We start from the raw sequence: 19530 nt of genomic DNA, 5'->3' as shown, positions 1-19530 counted from the left end.
CACGGGATATACTGCGCGGCAATCTTTACGGGAGAGCCGCGTGAGCATCGAAATTGTCTGGATTCGAGACAACGCCAGCCTGGCGGAGCACTGCTCTGCCTGGCGCAAACAGCCATTTCTGGCGCTGGACACCGAGTTCATGCGTGTCGACACCTTTTACCCGATTGCCGGGCTTTTGCAGGTCAGCGAGGGCGAGCGTGCCTACCTGATCGACCCGCTGCTGATCGACGACTGGTCGCCATTCGCTGCGCTGCTCGAGGATCAGCAGGTGATCAAGGTGGTGCACGCCTGCAGCGAAGATCTGGAAGTGCTTCTGCGCCTGACCGGCAGCCTGCCAGTGCCGCTGTTCGATTCGCAACTGGCGGCCGGTTACCTCAACCTCGGTTTTTCCATGGGCTATTCGCGGCTGGTGCAGGCGGTGCTGGACATCGAACTGCCCAAAGGCGAGACCCGCTCGGACTGGTTGCAACGCCCGCTGTCCGATACCCAGGTCAGTTATGCCGCCGAAGACGTGGTGCATCTGGCCGAGCTCTACCGGCGCCTGCAGGACAAGCTCTCGGCAGAAAAGAACGCCTGGATACTCGAGGATGGCGCCGAGCTGGTCGCCGGCCTCGGTCGCGAGATTCCTGCCGAAGAGGCTTATCGCGAGGCCAAGCTGGCGTGGAAGTTGTCCCGTGCCCAATTGGCGGTACTGCGTGAGCTGTGCATCTGGCGCGAGCGTCAGGCACGAGTGCGTAACCAGCCGCGCAACCGCATCCTGCGTGAGCACTCGCTGTGGCCGCTGGCCCGCCAGCAACCTGGCGATCTGGTCAGCCTGGGGCGCATCGAAGACATGCATCCGAAAACCGTACGCCAGGACGGTGCGACCATCCTGCAGATGATCCGCGATGCCGCCGCACTGCCGCCGAGCGAGTGGCCGCCCGCCATGCCGGAACCCTTGCCGCTGGAGTCCACGGCGCTGCTCAAGAAGCTGCGTGCCATTGGCCAGCGTGAAGGCGAGCGCCTGGATATCGCCCCCGAGTTGATGCTGCGCAAGAAGACCCTGGAAGCGCTGCTCAAGAGCGGTTACCCGAACGGGCCTTACCGCCTGCCTGATAGCCTGCGCGGCTGGCGGCGTGAGCTGATGGGGCAGGCGCTGCTCGATTGTCTGGCCGCTCAAGGAGAATCCGCTTGAAACGCATCTGCTCCATCTACAAAAGCCCGCGCAAGGATGGGATGTACCTCTACGTGCTGCGTGCCGATGCCCTCAAGCAGATACCCGAAAGCCTGCTGAGCGCCTTCGGCCCGCCTATTCATTCGTTCGACATGGTGCTTACGCCGGAGCGCGCCCTGGCGCGCGAAGACATCCATAAGGTGCTGGAGAACCTGGACAACCAGGGCTATCACCTGCAGATGCCGCCACCGGAAGAGGATTACATCGAGCATCTGCCGGAAGAACTGTTGCGTCGCAACGATCCAGTCTGAGGAGCGGCCATGCGTGTACTGATTGCCGAAAATGATTACGCCGTGTACCGCGAGTTGCTGCAGCGGGCCTTGCCGGAGCTCGAGCTGATCGCTGGTGATGGGCCCGAGCTGGCGCAGCAGGCGGCTAGTTGCCCGGTGTGGCTGGGCGAGCCTCATCTGTTCGCCGAGCTGATGCGTGCTGGCCACAAGCCGGCCTGGGTGCAATCGACCTGGGCCGGTATCACGCCGCTGCTGGCGGAGGATTTGCCACGGGATTATCAGCTGACTCGCGCGGTCGGGGTTTTCGGCCAGGTCATGGCCGAGTATGTGCTCTGCCATATGCTTGCCCACGAGCGCGAACTCTTCACCCGCCTGCAGGCGCAGCGCGAGCAGCGCTGGGACGGTCGCCTGCCGCACAGCCTGGCCGGGCGCAAGGTGCTGATCGTCGGTACCGGCGAGATCGGCCTGGCGGTTGCGCGCTTCCTGCAGCCGTTCAACGTCGAACTGACCGGCATTGCCAGTAGCGCGCGAACGCTGGCGCCATTCAGCGAAGTGGCTGCTCTAGAAGACCTGCCGCGCCTGGTGGCGCAGGCCGATTACGTGATCAATCTGCTGCCCAATACGCCGGCCACTCGCGATATCTACGATGCTGCGTTGTTGGCGCGCTTCAAGCCGTCAGCCGTATTGATCAATGCCGGGCGCGGTATGGCAGTAGTCGATGAGGATCTGGTCACGGCGCTGGCCAAGGGGCAATTGGCCGCTGCGGTTATCGATGTCTGCCGTGAAGAGCCGCTGCCTGCCGGGCATCCGTTCTGGACGGTCGACAATCTGCTGCTGACCGGCCACAGCGCGGCGCCGAGCCTGCCGCATCTGCTGGTCGAGTTGTTCGTCAGCAATCTGCAGTGTTATCAGGACGGTACCGCGCTGCAGGGGCTGGTGGATTTCTCTCGGGGTTATTGAGCCGCGCCGTCGGGCGTGGCTTGTACTGCGCGGCCGGCAGACCTAGACTGCCGGCCTTTTCACCTGTTACCTCCAGTTCTGATCATGGCCGCCCCCGTACAACCTTTCTGGAAACAAAAGACCCTCGACCAGCTCGACGCTCAGGAATGGGAATCGCTGTGCGATGGTTGCGGTCTATGCTGCCTGCAGAAGCTTGAAGACGAGGACGACGGAACGGTCTATTACACGCGCATCGCCTGCAAGCTGCTCGATCTGAATACGTGCCGCTGCACCGACTACCCGAATCGCAAGACCTTCGTGCCGGACTGCATTCAACTCACCCCTGCGCAGGCGGATCAGTTCCAGTGGCTACCGCCTACCTGCGGTTACCGGCTGGTCAGCGAGGGCAAGGATCTGCCGCTCTGGCATCACCTGGTGTCCGGCGACCCGGATGCGGTGCATCGCGAACGCATTTCCCAGGCGGGGCGTATGCTCAGTGAGAACAGCGTGGCCGAGGATGATTGGGAAGAACACCTGATCTTTCGCGCTGGCTGAGTGTCTGTGATATGCCGTTAAGGCTCGCTTAAGCGGGCTGGTGTCTTATGGCGCTATTGCGCCATGCGGTTGTTGTGCTGTGATCCCATGGAACGATCCGATTCGTCTGTTCTGGAGTTGCCTGTATGTCGATTCGCTGCCTGCTGCTTTCCGCTGTTCTGTTGAGTACCGGCACTCCCTTGTGGGCAGCCGGCAAGGTCGATCTGGACTACAAGGTAAAATTCCTTCCGCAAAGCGATCAGGCCGAAGTCAGCATCAGCCTGGAGAAGGGCGAGCGCGTGCGCAGCCTCAACTTCAATCTGGGCGATAACGGTTACTACAGCGATTTCAAGGCCGATGGCGAATGGAAACAGGACGATCCGCAACGCGGTCTGTGGGTGCCAGGCAAAGGCAAGGCCACCCTGACTTACAAGGTGCGTATCAGCCATCCGCGTGGCGAAGGCCGCTTCGACGCGCGGATGACCGAAGATTGGGCTCTGCTGCGCGGCGACGACCTGATCCCCAGTGCGCTGCTCAATCAGGTCGATGGCACGAATCTGGTGGCGCGCCTGGAGTTCGATCTGCCCAAAGGCTGGCGTAGCGTCGAGACCGGCTGGCCGCGAGTGGGCAAGAACAAATTCCGTATCGACAACCCGCAGCGCAAGTTCGATCGCCCGACCGGCTGGATAGTCGCCGGCAAGATCGGCACGCGTCGCGCCAAGCTCGGTGAAACCCAGGTGACCATCGCCGCGCCGGTGGGTGAGGGCATGCGCCGTATGGACGCCCTGACCCTGCTGACGTTCGTCTGGCCGGAGATGCAGGCGGTGTTCCCGCGTGACCCTGGCAAACTGCTGGTGGTCGGCGCCGGTGACCCGATGTGGCGCGGCGGCCTGTCGGCACCCAACTCCTATTTCATGCATGCCGACCGTCCGCTGGTCAGCGAAAACGGCACCAGCTCCCTGGTGCACGAACTGGTGCATGTGTTCAGCCGCATCAGCGACACCGACAAGAGTGACTGGATCAGCGAAGGGTTGGCCGAGTATTACGCCATCGAAGTGATGCGCCGCGCTGGCGGGCTGAGCGAGGATCGCTACCAGAAGGTACGCGAGCATCTGATCAAGTGGAGCAAGCCGGTCAAATCTCTGCGCACCGAGAACTCCACCGGGCCGATCACCGCCCGGGCGGTTCTGCTGCTGCAGGAGCTCGACCGGGAGATCCGCCAGGCCACCAAGGACGGTCAGCAGCGCTCGCTGGATGATGTGACTCGCGGCCTGATGCGCCTGGACAAGGCCAGCACCAAGGATTTCATCGAGATCACCGAAAACGTCATGGGCCGCAGTTCCAAGGTGCTGGATACCCGGCTGCTGCGCTGAGTGGGAGACTGCGATGATCTTGCGTGCAGGCTCGCGGCGATCCTAAGCTCTGGGAAATCGTCGAGAGCATTCCCATGTTTGGTATCGAGCATTTCGCGTTGTTCCTGGCTGCCACCCTGGCGCTCAAACTCACCCCAGGTCCGGACATGCTGTACATCGCCTCGCGTTCCAGCGCCCAGGGGACGACAGCGGGTCTGGTATCCAGCCTCGGTATCGGAGCTGGTTGTCTGGTGCACATCGTCGCCGCGGCGTTTGGCCTGTCCGCTCTGTTGATGATGTCGGCGGTAGCGTTCAGCGTGGTCAAGTGGGTAGGGGTCGTCTACCTGATCTGGCTCGGCATTCAGCTGATCCGCTCCGGCTGGCGCATCGAGCAACGGACGAGCCTGCAGGAAGCCGGGTTGCGACAAATCTTCTTGCAGGGTGTGTTGGTCAACGTTTTCAACCCGAAAGTGGCGCTGTTCTTCATCGCCTTTCTACCGCAGTTCGCTCATCCGGCGTCTCCTGCCTTCATCTGGGAAATCCTGTTCCTGGGGCTGCTGTTCACCTTCTGCGGCACGCTGATCAATGCCGGTGTGGCGGTGTTGGGCGGGTATTTCGGTAATCGAGTTGGGCAGAACCCCACTTGGCGGCGCTGGCAGCAAAGCGTAGCTGGCGCGGTAATCATGGCGATGGGCGTCGGCTTGGCCCTCAGCGAGCGGAAATCCTAGCCAACCTGGGTTTCAGCCCCCTGAGTTGGAATGCCATTTCTCTCGATCTGCCCACTTTTAATGCGATTACGCCCAATCCGGTGCAGGTGCCGGATTGGGCGTTTTGCTTTGGGGCCCCGTCATTGCTGACTTTGGTCGAGCTATCAATGAAGTCGATCTTTACTATTCCTGGGATCAAGTTTTTGATCAAATTTTCTTGAGTAACATGAGCTCCATACCCACTTACGTCCTCCCAAGGAGCTCAACATGAAAACTGAATTTATCGCCAGCCTGTTTATCGCCACCCTCGCCAGCTCTGCTTTCGCACTGCCGCAAGCGTCTGTCGATGCCACTACTTCGCACTCGATTGGTGCGCAGAAAGTCGCTGAAGATGGCTTCGACCGTACGCCTGCTGGCCAGACCGTTGCCGAAGATGGCTTCGACCGTACGCCTGCTGGCCGAACCGTTGCCGAAGATGGTTTCGACCGTACGCCTGCTGGCCAGACCGTTGCCGAAGATGGCTTCGACCGTACGCCTGCCGGCCGAACCGTTGCCGAAGATGGCTTCGACCGTACGCCTGCCGGTCAGACCGTTGCCGAAGATGGCTATGACCGCACACCCGCCGGTTTGATGGTTGCCGAAGACGGTTATGACAACACTCCGGCAGGAAAAAACCAGCATTCCTGAGTAGTCGTCTCAAGCATAAGCCTGGCATAGCCCAGGCTTTACTTTTTCTAGTACTTGGCGCCAGTCTTGGTGTTGTTGCCCTTGGCCAGGCGGTCATAGAGCACCACGTTGACCGTCGCTGCCAGGTTCATACAGCCCTGAGTCGGGATGTACACCACCTCTTCGCACCAATCGCGCACGGCTTTGTCCAGCGAGCCGTCTTCCGGGCCGAAGATATAGAAGGCGCGATCCGGATGGGTGTAGGTCGGCAATGGTCGGGCGCCGTCCACCAACTCCACGGCCACGGGGGTGCAGCCCAGCGGAATGACTTTCTGCAGATCATCGATGCCGATCAGGGGAATGTCCAGATGCACGCGCTTGGTATCGGTGACGAAGTCCCGGGCGCGCTCGTAGCGCTTGCCGGTATAGAACACCGAGGCTACGCCGTAGCAACCGGCGGCGCGCATCACGGCACCGACGTTTTCCGGTGACTTGGGATTGTAGAGACCGATGCAGCTGTATCGTTTGTTACCCACGGACGACAGGCCTTGCGCAAAAGGAGCGGCATTATACGGCCTGTTTGGTGCCTAGGATTTTTTCTGAAGCAGATCGGCCAGGTTGGCAAAGGCCTTGTGGGTCGTTTTCGGCCCCGTCTGGCTGCTGGTGGAGCCTTCGCTGAAATACTGCTGGTCGGTGTAGCGGGCGTGTTCGTTGTCGTGACAGAACAGGCAGAGCAGTTCCCAGTTGGAGCCGTCCTGGGGATTGTTGTCGTGATTATGGTCACGGTGGTGCACGGTCAGTTCGCTGAGGCGCTTGCCGGAGAACTCCCGGGCGCAACGGCCACAGACGTGCGGATACATGCGCAGGGCCTTGTCCCGATAGCCCTCTTCGCGGCTGCGCTGGGCATCGGCGAGGATGCGGTCGAGTTTGGACGTGGGCGTGTTCATGATTTATGTCTCATCGGCTGATGCACCAAGTCTAGGGCCGGAGATCGGTCGCTACAACTGTCGTGCACCGACCGTCGGCCTTGGATGATTTCACCCGCACTTACTCGCAAGCAGTCATACAAACGCAGTACATCCATCCTTTGGGAGAAAATGTAATGCGCCTATTCACTGTAACGCTGATGAGCCTGCTGCTGTTGAGTGCTGGAGTCCAGGCCCAGCAAACCGATCCTCAGCCTGCGGGCGAACCTGCAGGTACGCCAACCCAGCCAGCGCCACCCGTGACGCTTCCCCAGGCGCCGAACGTCGAACCGGACTCGCCACCGCTGATCCGTGACGGGCGCGAGAATCGCGATACGGATGAGCAACGCCGTGAGCACGATGAGCCACTGACCGATGAGCCGGCAGACTCTGATGGTGAGGAGTAGCCGGGCGTTTCAGGGTTGCCGTGGCCTTGCGACCAGCAGTTAACGCAAGCCGAGTACCTTGAAGAGGAACGCATATTCCAGGGCGACATCGCGTAGCGCCTGGTAGCGGCCACTCATGCCGCCGTGGCCGGCTTCCAGGTCGGTCTTGAGCAGCAGCAGATTGTCATCGGTCTTCAACTCACGCAGGCGTGCCACCCACTTGGCGGCTTCCCAGTACTGCACGCGGCTGTCGTTATAGCCGGCCACCGCGAGGATCGCTGGGTAACGCTGTGCGCGCACGTTCTCGTAAGGGGCGTAGCCCTTGATGCGCTCATGTACCTCGGGCTGGTTGGGGTCACCCCATTCGTCGTACTCGGTAACGGTCAGTGGCAGCTCCGGATTGAGCATGGTGTTGAGCACATCGACGAAGGGCACTTCGGCGATAGCCGCTGCGAACAGATCCGGCCGCTGGTTGAGCGTTGCGCCGATCAGCAGACCGCCCGCGCTGCCACCGCTGATGGCCAGCCGCGATGGGCTGGTGAAGCCCTGTGCGATCAGGTGCTCGGCACAGGCGATGAAGTCGCCGAAGCTGTTCTGCTTGTGCTCCAGCTTGCCGGCACGGTACCAGGCCTCACCCAGCTCGCCGCCACCGCGTACGTGGGCGATGGCGAATACCACGCCGCGGTCGAGCAGGCTCAGGCGGGCGTGGGAAAACCAGGGGTCGAGGCTTTCGCCATAGGCACCGTAGCCGTACAGATACAATGGCGCTGCCTGGCCCAGGGCATCGCGGCGGGCGACCAGGCTGATCGGCACCTGCGTGCCATCTGGGGCTGTCGCCCACAGGCGCTGGCTGAGATAGGCATCGGCATCGAACTCGCCGAGTACCGGGGTTTCCTTGAGGATCTGCTGGGCGCCGTCTGCCAGATTCAACTGACGAATCTGTGCGGGGCGATTGAGCGCTTCGTAGCGCAGGCGAATCACCGGGCTGGCGAATTCCAGGCTGTCCTGCACGTACAGACTATAGGCGGCATCCGGCAGGCTGACGCGATAACCGGCCAGCCCTTGAGGGCGCACGTCGATGATCGGCAGGCCACCTTCGCGCAGGCTGAGCACCAAGGCCGACTCGGCCAGGCTGACGCCTTCGAGCATGATCTGTTCGTCGTGCGCCACCAGTTCCTGCCAGTGGGCGCGTGTCGGCTTTTCTGGCGTAGCGCTGTACAGTGCGAAGTTGATGCCAGTCTGGTTGCTGCGAATCAGCCAGGCCCATTGGCCGTCGAGCTTGCCATGGTCGGCGTAGTACTCATGACCTTCTTCCCGCGGCGCCAGGCACTGGAAGGGTTGTCGCGGGGTATCCGCATCCAGCACCCAGCATTCGCTGGTGGTTTTGCTACCCAGCAGCAACACCAGTTGGCGCTCCGAACTGCTGCGGTAGCAGGTGAGGAAGAAACGACCGTCGGGTTCATGGAAGACCTGTGCGCTCTTCGCTTCGCCAAGCCGATAGCGATGCAGCGTGCTGGGGCGATGGGCTTCATCCAGCTCGCCATAGAACAGGGTCTGGCTGTCGTTGGCCCAGGTCATGCTGCCGTCGCAGTCGTCGAACGGCAGCTCTTCGATCACACCGCTGGCCAGCTCCTTGACGAACAGGCGGTAGATCTCGTCGCCACTGGTGTCCAGGCTGTAGGCCAGACGCTGTTGGTCGGGGCTGATACTGAAGGCGCCCAGTGACAGGAAACCGCCGGCCGCGATTTCGTTGGGGTCGAGGAGCAGTTGTTCGGCGCTCTCATCGAGGCTCAGGCCGCCATCGGCAGGACGAGGGCAGCGATAGTGACGCGGATACTCGTCGCCCGCCGTGGTGCGCTGGTAATAGAGATAGTCGCCCCAGGGCGTGGGCAGCGACAGATCGGTTTCACGGATACGTGCTTTTATTTCCTGAAACAGTTGTTCGCGCAATTCGCCCTGATCGCTCAGTTGGCTTTCCAGGTAGGCGTTCTCGGCACGCAGGTGAGCCAGCACCTCGTCGCTGTCGCGGGCTTCGAGCCAGTGGTAAGGATCGGCGCCAGTGTCCTTGCGGGCGATAGGGGCGGTGGTCATAAGGGTCTCCAGAGCGCGGGGCGACGCCAAAGGGCACCTCTAAAAACTACCTGCGTTTTTAGAGGTGCCCTAAAGGCGCCGAACCAGGGAAAAGCCGTTATCATAAGCGTCTTTGTCGTCAGGCAACCGCCGAAAAGTGCGGATTGGCCCGTTCGAGCCCTGTCAAGCAAGGGAACCTTCCCCCTCATGATCGAAAACGACTATCTCCTCGCCTGGGGCGCCTATGCCATTGCTGCACTGGGCTGCCTGCTGGTGTGGTTTCGCATGACCAGCTGGATGTGGCGCTACCTGCGTGAGCCCCTGCGCGTGCTGGCGGCGATTCTGCTGTTCTGCCCGACCATCGTCGATCCTGCCAAGGAGTTGTTTGCGCCTGCGGTAGCGATCGTTACCCTCGATCTGCTCTTCAAGATAGGCAGCAACGCCTGGCGCGCCGTGGCGGATCTGGCCATGTACGGGCTAATCGTGTTCGTCATCTACCTGGTGTTCGTGGCCATTCGCTGGCCGCTGGAGCGCAGCTGGAAGGCACGCAAGGCTGCACGCGAAGAGGAGCGGGGCGAAGACAGTGACCTGACCCTGCGCGAGCGCCTGCAGCGCAAGCCCGAACCCGAGCACTCGTCACATAGCCCCCGCAACGCTCGCGTCGAGCCGCGTTTGTAAGCCCGATCAATCGAGAACCAGATCATGTGTGAACTGCTCGGCATGAGCGCCAACGTCCCCACCGATATCGTGTTCAGCTTTACCGGGCTGATGCAGCGTGGCGGGCGTACGGGGCCACATCGCGATGGTTGGGGCATCGGTTTCTACGAAGGGCGCGGCCTGCGCCTGTTTCAGGATCCGCGGGCGAGCAGCGAGTCGGAAGTGGCGCAACTGGTGCAGCGCTACCCGATCAAGAGCGAGGTGGTGATCGGCCATATCCGTCAGGCCAATGTCGGGCGTGTGTGTCTGGCCAATACCCACCCGTTCGTGCGTGAGCTGTGGGGGCGCAACTGGTGCTTCGCTCACAACGGCCAACTGACCGATTTCCGCCCGGCCCTGAGCTTCTACAGGGCAGTTGGCGATACCGACAGCGAATCGGCCTTCTGCGATCTGCTCAACCGCATCAGAACGGCGTTTCCGGAAGCAGTGCCGATCGAGGTGTTGTTGCCTGAACTTGTCGCAGCCTGCGTGGCCTATCGACAGCACGGCGTGTTCAATTGTCTGCTCAGCGACGGTGACTGGTTGTTCAGTTTCTGTTCCAGCAAGCTGGCGCATATCACCCGACGTGCGCCCTTCGGCCCGGCGCACCTGCGCGATGCCGACATGAGCGTGGATTTTCATGCCGAGACCACGCCCAATGACGTGGTCTCGGTACTGGCCACCGAGCCGTTGACCGACAACGAGCAATGGTCGCTGTACCAGCCTGGCGAATGGCGCCTGTGGCGCGCGGGCGAATGCATCGCCCAAGGCCTGAGCAACTGACGAGCGTCCCGCGTGGCGGGGCCGCGGGGGAAGGATGGTAAGAAGTTATCTGCGTCTGGCGTTGTTCGCTCTGGGCCTGTTGATGGGCGTTCAGGTGCCGGGTTTCATCGACGACTACGCCAAACGCGTCGAAGCCCATCGCCTGGAGTCCGAGCAGAGTCTGAGCGGCTTTCGTGAAACGGCGCGACGCTTCTTCGAGGGCGATCTGCAGCGGCTGGTCGGCCATTATCGCGGCAGCAGCGACCCGGTGATGCAGAGCGACGCGCGCAGCGTGGGCCTGCTGGTCGAGCGTTCCGAACTGCTCCAGCGTGAGTCGCTTGCCATGCAAGGGCCCTGGTATAGCCAGGTCTGGCACCTGGCGACCGGCGCGGACGAGCAACTGCTGCAGGAAACCCACGCCGCCTACCGTTATCAGGTGCTACTGGCGCCCGAGGCAATCGCCTGGGGTATCGCCTGTGCGCTGTTCCTCGCCTGGGTAGTGGAAAGCATCGTGCTATTGCTGGCCTTGCCGTTCCGTCGCCGTAATCGTCGCGAAGTACCCGAGCGTCAGCAGCCGCGCATGCGTTAACGCGGATGTGGGTCGGGTGGATCGGGGCGCATAGCTGACGCTCTTTTCGTCCACCAGCGTCGGTGGCTACGCTTGTGAAGCCCTGACGAGGCGATCAGGGCCCGGCGGGACAACGGTCAATCCCTATTTGGCCAGAAAGCGCATCCCATCCTCCAACCCCTGCAGGGTCAGCGGAAACATCTGATCGTTGATCAGCTCGCGGATGATGCCGGTCGAGGCGGTGTAGTCCCAGGCCTGGCGTGGGTAGGGGTTGATCCAGATAAGCTTCTTGTAGGTTTCCATGAAGCGCCGTATCCACAGGTGGCCGGCTTCCTCGTTCCAGTGTTCGACGCTGCCGCCCGCCTGGGTGATCTCGTAGGGCGCCATGGCGGCGTCGCCGATGAATACGACTTTGTAGTCGGCACCGTACTTGTGCAGCAGGTCATGGGTGGAAAAGCGCTCGGCGTTGCGCCGCAGGTTGTTCTTCCACACCGATTCGTACACACAGTTATGGAAGTAGAAATATTCCATATGCTTGAACTCGGTGCGGCAGGCGGAGAACAGTTCCTCGCAAACTTTGACGTGGGCATCCATGGAGCCGCCGATATCGAACAGCAGGAGTAGCTTGACCGTATTGCGGCGCTCCGGGCGCATCTGGATGTTCAACAAGCCGCCGTCCCGGGCTGTATGGTCGATGGTGCCATCGAGATCCAGTTCGTCCTGTGCGCCCTGGCGGGCGAACTTGCGCAGGCGGCGCAGGGCCACCTTGATATTGCGGGTGCCCAGCTCGACAGAGTCGTCGAGGTTCTTGTACTCGCGCTGATCCCAGACCTTGACCGCTTTGCCCTGACGCTTGCCCGCGTCGCCAACGCGGATGCCCTCGGGGTTGTAGCCGCCTGAGCCGAACGGGCTGGTGCCGCCGGTGCCGATCCACTTGTTGCCGCCAGCGTGGCGTTCCTTCTGTTCCTCCAGGCGCTTCTTGAACTCTTCGATCAACTGGTCGAGGCCGCCGAGAGACTGGATCTGCGCACGTTCTTCGTCGCTCAGGGAACGCTCGAACTCCTTGCGCAGCCATTCTTCGGGAATCAGGGCCTCCAGATGCTGATCGAGATTCTGCAAACCGTCGAAATAGGCCGAGAAGGCACGGTCGAACTTGTCGAAGTGGCGCTCGTCCTTCACCAGGATTGCGCGCGACAGGTAGTAGAACGCGTCCATGTCGGCGAACACGACGTTGTGCTTGAGTGCGTCGATCAGGTCGAGTAGCTCGCGCAGGGAGACCGGAACCTTGGCGGCGCGCATCTCATTGAACAGGTTGAGCAGCATGGTTGCTATCTCCCGATTACCCGTAGGGTGGATAACGCTCTTTTTATCCACCGTGCCCTTAGGGTCTGTTGACGTTTCACGCACGGCCGTGCCGGAGCCCGTTTTACCGCGAGGCAAGGCACGAGCCGCGAAGTTTAGCTGGCTAAATGAGCCGGCGAGAAACGCAGCATCGCGGTAAAACGGGCCCGGCCCTTCGGGTTGCGCGGGAAATCTCGCCATGCGTTGTTGGAGGACTTGGCAAGGGAGCGACCATTACCGGCGTCCTCCGCCTAGCCTGGCGAGATTTCTCGCGGCAACGCGGCTCGCGCTGAAACGTCAACAGACCCTACGGCAGGGGTGACGGTGGAAAACGCTTCGCGGTTCTCCATGGGATGACTATCCACTCGTCTTCAGCGATTGCCGCGTCGCGCCATAAATGCCAGGCGCTCCAGCAACTGCACATCCTGCTCGTTCTTCACCAGGGCGCCGGCCAGTGGTGGGATGGCCTTGGTCGGGTCGCGTTCGCGCAGCACCGCTTCGCCGATGTTGTCGGCCATCAGCAGTTTGAGCCAGTCCACCAGTTCGCTGGTCGATGGTTTCTTCTTCAGGCCCGGTACCTTGCGCACATCGAAGAACACATCGAGGGCTTCGGCCACCAGGCTGTTGCTGATGTTGGGGTAGTGTACATCGACGATCTTCTGCAGGGTCTGGCGATCCGGGAAGGCGATGTAGTGGAAGAAGCAGCGGCGCAGGAAGGCGTCCGGCAGTTCCTTTTCATTGTTCGAGGTGATGATGATGATTGGCCGTTGTTTGGCCTTGATCGTCTCGTCGGTCTCGTAAACGTAGAACTCCATCTTGTCGAGTTCCTGCAACAGGTCGTTGGGAAACTCGATGTCGGCCTTGTCGATCTCGTCGATCAGCAGCACCACCCGCTCTTCGGCCTCGAAGGCCTCCCATAGCTTGCCTTTCTTGATGTAGTTGCGAACGTCGTGAACCTTCTCTGAGCTCAATTGTGAATCGCGCAGGCGGCTGACCGCATCGTATTCATACAGGCCCTGATGAGCCTTGGTGGTGGACTTGATGTGCCAGGTGATCAGCCGTGTGCCTAAGGATTCGGCTAGTTGCTCGGCGAGCAGGGTCTTGCCGGTGCCGGGTTCGCCCTTGACCAGCAGCGGCCGCTGTAGGGTGATGGCCGCATTGACCGCCAGTTTGAGGTCGTCGGTGGCGACATAGGACGGTGTGCCTTCGAACTTCATCGGGTAATCCTCGTGCAGCAAGGGGCAGGGCGGTTGCGAAAATGGCGACTATAACGTGCCGGGGTCGTGGGTGTGAACGCGGGGCACTTATTCAGTCACTGAATGGACGCACTCATTGTTCTTCCGCGGCGCCACGTTCGAATCGACTGTTGAAGGCTTCGACGAAGCCATTGCGCAGGATGCCGATGAACGCCTGGAAGGCGCTGATATCCTGCTGACGGGTGCTGCCGCGCAACTCCACGCGGGTGGCGATCTGATCCTGGCGCTGGTTTTTCAGCACTTTCTCGCCGCCGCCAACCACGGCTTCCCAGATGGAACGGAAGAAGCCTTTGTCTTCGTTTTCCACGTCCTGCTGCCAGTCGAACACTTCGACGTTGCGCAGCAGCGGCTTGATGTAGCCGCTGAGCTGGGAATCCTCGGCGAAGGCCTCGACCACCAGATCGCCATTGCCGCTCTTGAAGTCGAACTTGCCATAGGCGTTGGCCAGGTCATTGAGGCGCGGCAGCTCGAGGCCGGTGGCGCGCACGCGGAACTCGAAATCCTGGAAGTTATGGAAGGGGTCGAATACCGCGCTGGCTTCCAGTGGCGCATGGTCGAGCAACTGCGCCTTGCCTTCGAAACGGGCGACTCGATCGCCCTGTTCGTCGGCCACGTTGGTCAGGTTGTACAGGCTGGCCTGGATGGCGTTGGCCTGGATCTTCACTGGCGGTGATGTGCCGAAATTGTAGAAGCCCAATGTGCCGTCGTTTACCCGCACTTCGTTGAGGGTTATCGGCAGCAGCTTGTTCAGTTGTTCGCGCCAGTCGGTGCCTTCACCGGTCTGCGAGTCATCGCTGTTTTTGCCGTCGACGAAGTTCACCTCGGGCTGCTCGAATACTACGCGGGCGACGATGGCGCGCTCGCGCCACAGTGCGTTCCAGCTCACGGAAATGTCGATCAGCGGTGCATCGACGAAGGGTACCGGCAGATCCTGGTCGGCCTTGATGATTTGCAGGCCATTGATCTGGTAACCACCGCGCCACAGGGCCAGATCGACATCGTCGACATGACCGCGGTAGTCACCCATGTCGGCGAGCTTGTCGTTCAGGTAGTTGCGCACCACGTAGGGCAGGGCGACGTGGGCGACCAGCACCAGTGCGAGCAGACCCAGGCTGATCCAGAGCGGCAGGCTGTAACGGCGTTTCATCGGATGCATCCGTTTAGGCGTTGTCTGGGTGGACTGCAATCGCGCCCGCAGAGTTCGACCTTCCGGACGCTGGACGCCCTGGCACATCGGGCATAGTCTGATCGACTCAGTCATGACAAGGAACCGATACACCATGAGCCGCATTTACGCAGACAACGCACAGGCTATCGGCAACACTCCTCTGGTGATGGTCAACCGCCTCGGGCCCAAGGGCGTGACCATCCTGGCCAAGATCGAGGGGCGCAATCCTGCCTACTCCGTGAAATGTCGGATCGGCGCCAACATGGTCTGGGATGCCGAGTCCCGTGGTGTGCTCAAGCCGGGTATGACGCTGGTCGAGCCGACTTCGGGCAATACCGGTATCGGCCTGGCCTTCGTCGCCGCCGCACGCGGTTACAAACTGGTGCTGACCATGCCGGCCTCCATGAGCCTGGAACGCCGCAAGGTACTCAAGGCCCTGGGCGCCGAGCTGGTGCTGACCGAACCGGCCAAGGGCATGAAGGGCGCCATCGAGAAGGCTGCGGAGATCGCCGCTTCCGATACTGCCAAGTACTACATGCCGCAGCAGTTCGATAACCCGGCCAACCCGGCGATTCACGAGAAAACCACTGGCCCGGAAATCTGGAACGACACCGAAGGCGCGGTGGATGTGCTGGTTTCCGGCGTCGGCACCGGCGGTACCATTACCGGTGTTTCGCGCTATATCAAGCAGACCCAGGGCAAGGCCATCCTTTCGGTGGCGGTCGAGCCGGTTTCTTCGCCGGTGATCAGCCAGACCCTGGCTGGTGACGAGGTCAAACCCAGTCCGCACAAGATCCAGGGTATCGGCGCCGGCTTCGTGCCGAAGAATCTCGATCTGTCGATGGTTGACCGTGTCGAGCAGGTTACCGACGAAGACGCCAAGGTCATGGCCCTGCGCCTGATGCGCGAGGAAGGCATTCTCTGCGGTATTTCCTGCGGTGCGGCAATGGCCGTGGCCGTGCGCCTGGCGGAGAAGCCGGAGATGCAGGGCAAGACCATCGTGGTGATCCTGCCGGACTCCGGTGAGCGCTACCTGTCGAGCATGCTGTTCAGTGATATGTTCACCGAGCAGGAGTTGCAGCAGTAGCGCCAGCAAGCAGCCATAAGCCCGTAGGATGGGTGAAACCCATCAATTGCCGATGGGTTGCACCCATCCTACGACTAGCTGCTCTCTCCGGCCCCTTCAAGCCGCCAATCGATACGCTGTCCCTATGGCGATACTTTTGCCGTAGGGCGCACCACCAGCCACAAGGCAATGGCGATCAGTATGCCGCCGTACAGGTGTGCCCAGGATAATGGCTCGTCGAGCAGCAGCGCTCCCCAGAGCACCCCGAAGATCGGAATCAGAAAGGTGGTGGTCGAGGCTTTGATCGGGCCGATGTCGTTGAGCAGGCGAAAATACAGCACGTAGGCGAAGGCCGTGCAGCCCAGCCCCAGGGCCAGCAGTGACGACCACTCCAGCCAGCCGCCCCAGCTGGCCGGTGTTTGTATCGCCAGCGAGGCGCCAAACAGTGGCAGCAGGAACAGGCTGGCGCCGCACAAGCTGCCGAAGGCGGTGAGGCGATTGTCCAGATTGCCGGCGATCCAGCGGCGGGTGAGAAATCCGGCCAGACCATAGCAGGCGGTAGCCACCAGGCAGGCGAGGGCACCAAGCAGCAGGTTGATATCCAGTTCTACCGGCCCGCTGCGGGTCAGCACGGCGACGCCGAACAAACCAAGCGCCACGCCGGCGGCGCGCATCAGCGTCATCGCCTCGGCAAAGAACAATGCGCCGATCAGCACGCCCATCATCGGCGTGGTGGCGTTGATGATCGCCGAGTAACCGGCCGGCAGCACCAGCGCCGCCAGGCTGTACATGGCCGACGGCAGACCCGCGTTGATCATCCCCAGCAGCAGGCACAGGCCGAGCTTGCCGCGGAAGTCCCACTTCACCCGCATCAGCAGCAGGATCGCCAGCAAACCAAGCGTACCGATTGTGGCGCGGAAAAAGGCTGTCGGCATGCTGCCTATGACGGGCGCTACCAGACGCAAGAATAGAAAGCTGGCGCCCCAGATCGCGGCGAGTAGCAAAAGGCGCAGCATATCGGCAGGGCGCAAGGCAGGCTCCAGTCTCTGGCAGAAGGCCGGCAGTTTTGCCGGACAACGCCCGTAAGGCAAGCCCGGAATTGGCTTTCAATACCGGCGAGTGGCTCCTTTCTACGGATAAGGAAGCTACGACCTTTTCCGGCTATTGCTGGCTGCGCCCGTTGGCTGGTCTGGCACGGCGAATAGTGCTGGGGAGGCGATTTGCCGAGTCGGCCATCCGTTTACGGCCAAATATTGTTTGAACAAGCGCTCTGGGCCGCGGGTCGCACGTCAGGCCGGAAAGACCGACAATGGCGTCGCTAAGGTATCCTTGCAGGCTTTGTCAGAAAGCGTCGGGTTGCCTCCAGAGTCATCCCGATCCGGATGATCGCGGCAAAACGCTGTACACCGAAGAATGAAAGGATCACGCCCATGAGCTGTAACTCACCTGCGCAACTGCCCGAATTGTCCCGACTGGCCAAGGCCATCCTGCTGTGCAGCTGCGCGGTTGCTGGCACGTCACACGCGGCGGAGCCTGCCGGCAAGGTCGTGCTCGACCCCAGTGTGGTGACTGGCTCGCGCAGCGCGACCCAGAGCTTCGACCTGCCATTCTCGGTGGACAGCTTGGGCCAAGAGCAGATCAGCGACGGGCAGTTGGGTATCAATGCCTCGGAAGTACTGACGCGAGTGCCGGGACTGGTGGTGCAGAATCGCCAGAACTACGCCCAGGATCTGCAGATATCTTCCCGCGGCTTCGGTGCTCGCTCGGCTTTCGGCGTGCGCGGGCTGAAGCTGATCACCGATGGAATCCCGGCCAGCACGCCGGACGGCCAGGGCCAGGCTGCGACCTTCAATCTGGATACCGCCGAACGCATCGAAGTGCTGCGTGGCCCGGCTTCGACCTTGTATGGCAGCAATGCCGGCGGGGTGATCCAGATGTTCTCCCGTGACGGTGTCGGGCGGCCGCGTATCGGTGCGGAAACGCTGATCGGCAGCGACGGCCTGACCCGCAACCACCTCACCGCCGAAGGCGAAGCGGACGGTGTCGGTTTCGTGCTCGATGCTTCGCGGATGGACACCGACGGTTACCGCGACCATAGCTCGGCCCGCCGCGACCAGACCTTCGCCAAGCTCAACTTCAGGCCGGATGAAGACAGCAAGCTGGCGCTGATCTACAGCAGCCTGGAGCAGAACGGCACGCAAGATCCGCTGGGGCAGGAATGGGAGGCTTACAAGGCCGATCCGCGTTCTGTTACCACTAATGCCACGAGATACAACACCCGCAAAAGCATTGATCACCAGCAGTTAGGGGCCAACTACGAGCGTTACTTCGGTGATGCGACTTTACAATTGACCGCATATGCGGGAAAGCGGCATGTGGTTCAGTACCAGGCTATTCCAGTTGAGGAAAATCCAGGTAGTTCTCCTACCGACCCACAGGCTAATCCGGGTCATAGTGGCGGTGTAATCGATTTTGAAAGGGAGTTCCACGGCGGAAGCGTACGCTGGTTGCAGCCGGTGGAGGGAGTTGCAGGCGATCTGCAACTGGTAGTTGGACTTGACTATGATCAGAGTCGTGATGACCGGCGGGGGTATAAGAACTACGTCGGTGCGCTACCGGATGTGACACGAGGTGTTAAAGGTGAATTACGCCGTGATGAGATCGATACGGTAACTAGCCTCGACCCCTATGTTCAGGCTACCTGGATATTGGACAACTGGACACTGCAAGGTGGGTTGCGTTACAGCACTGTTGAGGTGGACGTCGATGACAAGTACATCGCTGTTGGCAATGGTGATGACAGTGGTACTAAACGCTATGAAAAGGCCACGCCTTCGGTCAGCCTGGGGTATGCCTTTACACCTGATCTCAATGGTTATATCAGCGTAGGTAAGGGTTTCGAGACGCCTAGTCAGGGCGAGCTGGCCTATTCGCTTAACAATACAGGGTTTAATTTTGGCCTGGAGCCATCTGAAAGCACTCAGTATGAAATCGGCCTGAAAGCGCGTGTTACCGCAGGCACTCGCATCAACGCCGCGATATTCCAGATCAATACCGATGACGAAATCGTCGTGCTGGAAAACAGCGGCGGGCGTACCAGCTACCAGAATGCCGGCAAGACCCTGCGTCGCGGTTTCGAACTGGGTGTCGAGAGCCAGTTCAGCGAGCAATGGTCGGCAGCCCTGGCTTATACCTATCTGGCCGCTACCTATGATTCACGCTTCGCCGCCGGCAGCGATACCATCGACAAGGGCAACAATCTACCCGGCGTGCCCCGCACCACGCTGTTCGGCGAACTCGCATGGAAACCCGTAGATGGCATCAGTACGGCGCTGGAAGGCCTCTACCGCAGCAAGGTGTACGTCGAGGACACCAACGCCGAAAAAGCTGCGCCGAGTTACGCGGTATTCAACTGGCGTACCCGTTTCGAGCAAAACCTCGGCTCCTGGACGACCCACCAGACCCTGCGCCTGGATAACCTGCTGGATAAACAGTATGTCGGCTCGGTAATCGTTGGCGATGGCAACAATCGCTACTACGAGGCCGCGCCGGGGCGTTCCTGGTATGCGGGGGCGGGCGTGGAGTACCAGTTCTGAGGGAGCAAGTTGCGG

The 19530-nt window shown here is 61.2% G+C and carries 20 protein-coding genes; 13 read left to right on the top strand and 7 right to left on the bottom strand.

Features of this window, described 5'->3' with window-relative positions; genetic code table 11:
* Positions 1-40: 40 nt before the first annotated feature.
* The 7 genes from rnd (at position 41) to DNK10_RS14605 (ending at position 5662) form a co-directional block, all read left to right on the top strand.
* Complete coding sequence (gene rnd, locus DNK10_RS14635) at positions 41-1174, top strand: ribonuclease D (protein ID WP_131192073.1); 1134 nt, start codon at positions 41-43, stop codon at positions 1172-1174.
* Entirely contained in the window at positions 1171-1464 is a 294-nt protein-coding gene (locus DNK10_RS14630; RefSeq protein ID WP_131192072.1) for a YcgL domain-containing protein, read from the top strand. Before rnd ends, DNK10_RS14630 begins: the two co-directional genes overlap by 4 nt.
* 9 nt (positions 1465-1473) lie before the next feature.
* The gene (locus tag DNK10_RS14625) at positions 1474-2403 is read left to right on the top strand and encodes a D-2-hydroxyacid dehydrogenase (RefSeq protein WP_131192071.1); all 930 of its coding nucleotides are present in this window, start codon (positions 1474-1476) and stop codon (positions 2401-2403) included.
* Between the two features lie 84 nt (positions 2404-2487).
* Complete coding sequence (locus DNK10_RS14620) at positions 2488-2937, top strand: YcgN family cysteine cluster protein (RefSeq protein WP_131192070.1); 450 nt, start codon at positions 2488-2490, stop codon at positions 2935-2937.
* 125 nt (positions 2938-3062) lie between these two features.
* Positions 3063-4289 (top strand): hypothetical protein, encoded by a 1227-nt coding sequence (locus tag DNK10_RS14615; protein ID WP_131192069.1) that lies wholly within the window; start codon positions 3063-3065, stop codon positions 4287-4289.
* Positions 4290-4363: 74 nt separating this feature from the next.
* Positions 4364-4996, top strand: a complete 633-nt coding sequence (locus DNK10_RS14610; RefSeq protein WP_131192068.1) for a LysE family translocator — start codon at positions 4364-4366, stop codon at positions 4994-4996.
* A gap of 246 nt (positions 4997-5242) precedes the next feature.
* Positions 5243-5662: a hypothetical protein gene (locus DNK10_RS14605; RefSeq protein ID WP_131192067.1), complete on the top strand. Its 420-nt coding sequence runs from the start codon at positions 5243-5245 to the stop codon at positions 5660-5662.
* A 47-nt stretch (positions 5663-5709) separates the two neighbouring features.
* Here the strand turns inward: DNK10_RS14605 and DNK10_RS14600 are convergent, their stop codons facing one another.
* Entirely contained in the window at positions 5710-6177 is a 468-nt protein-coding gene (locus DNK10_RS14600; RefSeq protein WP_131179069.1) for an RNA methyltransferase, read from the bottom strand.
* A gap of 51 nt (positions 6178-6228) precedes the next feature.
* Entirely contained in the window at positions 6229-6588 is a 360-nt protein-coding gene (locus tag DNK10_RS14595; RefSeq protein WP_131192066.1) for a YajD family HNH nuclease, read from the bottom strand.
* Positions 6589-6743: 155 nt separating this feature from the next.
* On the opposite strand from DNK10_RS14595, the gene DNK10_RS14590 reads away from it, so the two are divergent.
* A complete protein-coding gene (locus tag DNK10_RS14590; protein WP_131179067.1) occupies positions 6744-7013 on the top strand; it encodes a hypothetical protein in 270 nt (89 codons plus the stop codon).
* Positions 7014-7052: 39 nt separating this feature from the next.
* On the opposite strand, the gene DNK10_RS14585 is transcribed toward DNK10_RS14590, so the two are convergent.
* On the bottom strand, positions 7053-9083 hold the full coding sequence (locus tag DNK10_RS14585; protein ID WP_131192065.1) for a S9 family peptidase: 2031 nt from the start codon (positions 9081-9083) through the stop codon (positions 7053-7055).
* 186 nt (positions 9084-9269) lie between these two features.
* Between DNK10_RS14585 and DNK10_RS14580 the strand changes: the two genes are divergently transcribed.
* Genes DNK10_RS14580 through DNK10_RS14570 form a run of 3 tightly spaced genes read left to right on the top strand, consistent with a single transcriptional unit; the run spans position 9270 to position 11109 of the window.
* Positions 9270-9740 carry an MFS transporter gene (locus tag DNK10_RS14580; RefSeq protein ID WP_131192064.1) on the top strand — a complete coding sequence of 157 codons (471 nt, stop codon included), beginning with the start codon at positions 9270-9272 and terminating at the stop codon, positions 9738-9740.
* Positions 9741-9764: 24 nt separating this feature from the next.
* A complete protein-coding gene (locus tag DNK10_RS14575; RefSeq protein ID WP_131179064.1) occupies positions 9765-10541 on the top strand; it encodes a class II glutamine amidotransferase in 777 nt (258 codons plus the stop codon).
* A 34-nt stretch (positions 10542-10575) separates the two neighbouring features.
* On the top strand, positions 10576-11109 hold the full coding sequence (locus DNK10_RS14570) for a DUF2937 family protein (protein ID WP_131192063.1): 534 nt from the start codon (positions 10576-10578) through the stop codon (positions 11107-11109).
* 123 nt (positions 11110-11232) lie between these two features.
* On the opposite strand, the gene DNK10_RS14565 is transcribed toward DNK10_RS14570, so the two are convergent.
* From DNK10_RS14565 to DNK10_RS14555, 3 genes are all read right to left on the bottom strand, one after another.
* Entirely contained in the window at positions 11233-12411 is a 1179-nt protein-coding gene (locus tag DNK10_RS14565) for a vWA domain-containing protein (protein WP_131192062.1), read from the bottom strand.
* A gap of 389 nt (positions 12412-12800) precedes the next feature.
* Positions 12801-13646: an AAA family ATPase gene (locus DNK10_RS14560; protein ID WP_131192061.1), complete on the bottom strand. Its 846-nt coding sequence runs from the start codon at positions 13644-13646 to the stop codon at positions 12801-12803.
* A gap of 112 nt (positions 13647-13758) precedes the next feature.
* Positions 13759-14841, bottom strand: a complete 1083-nt coding sequence (locus DNK10_RS14555) for an AsmA family protein (RefSeq protein WP_482811954.1) — start codon at positions 14839-14841, stop codon at positions 13759-13761.
* Positions 14842-14965: 124 nt separating this feature from the next.
* On the opposite strand from DNK10_RS14555, the gene cysK reads away from it, so the two are divergent.
* A complete protein-coding gene (cysK, locus tag DNK10_RS14550) occupies positions 14966-15940 on the top strand; it encodes a cysteine synthase A (protein ID WP_131192059.1) in 975 nt (324 codons plus the stop codon).
* A 122-nt stretch (positions 15941-16062) separates the two neighbouring features.
* Here cysK and DNK10_RS14545 read toward each other — a convergent pair whose 3' ends face one another.
* Positions 16063-16950, bottom strand: a complete 888-nt coding sequence (locus DNK10_RS14545) for a DMT family transporter (RefSeq protein WP_131179058.1) — start codon at positions 16948-16950, stop codon at positions 16063-16065.
* 399 nt (positions 16951-17349) lie between these two features.
* Here DNK10_RS14545 and DNK10_RS14540 point away from each other — a divergent pair, with 399 nt between their 5' ends.
* Positions 17350-19515, top strand: a complete 2166-nt coding sequence (locus DNK10_RS14540; RefSeq protein WP_131192058.1) for a TonB-dependent receptor family protein — start codon at positions 17350-17352, stop codon at positions 19513-19515.
* Positions 19516-19530 lie beyond the last annotated feature (15 nt).

It is taken from the genome of Phytopseudomonas daroniae, assembly GCF_004327275.1.
GTDB lineage: Bacteria > Pseudomonadota > Gammaproteobacteria > Pseudomonadales > Pseudomonadaceae > Aquipseudomonas > Aquipseudomonas daroniae.
The sequence above is the reverse complement of the archived record's forward strand: the minus strand, read 5'-3'. Positions and strand labels throughout refer to the sequence as shown.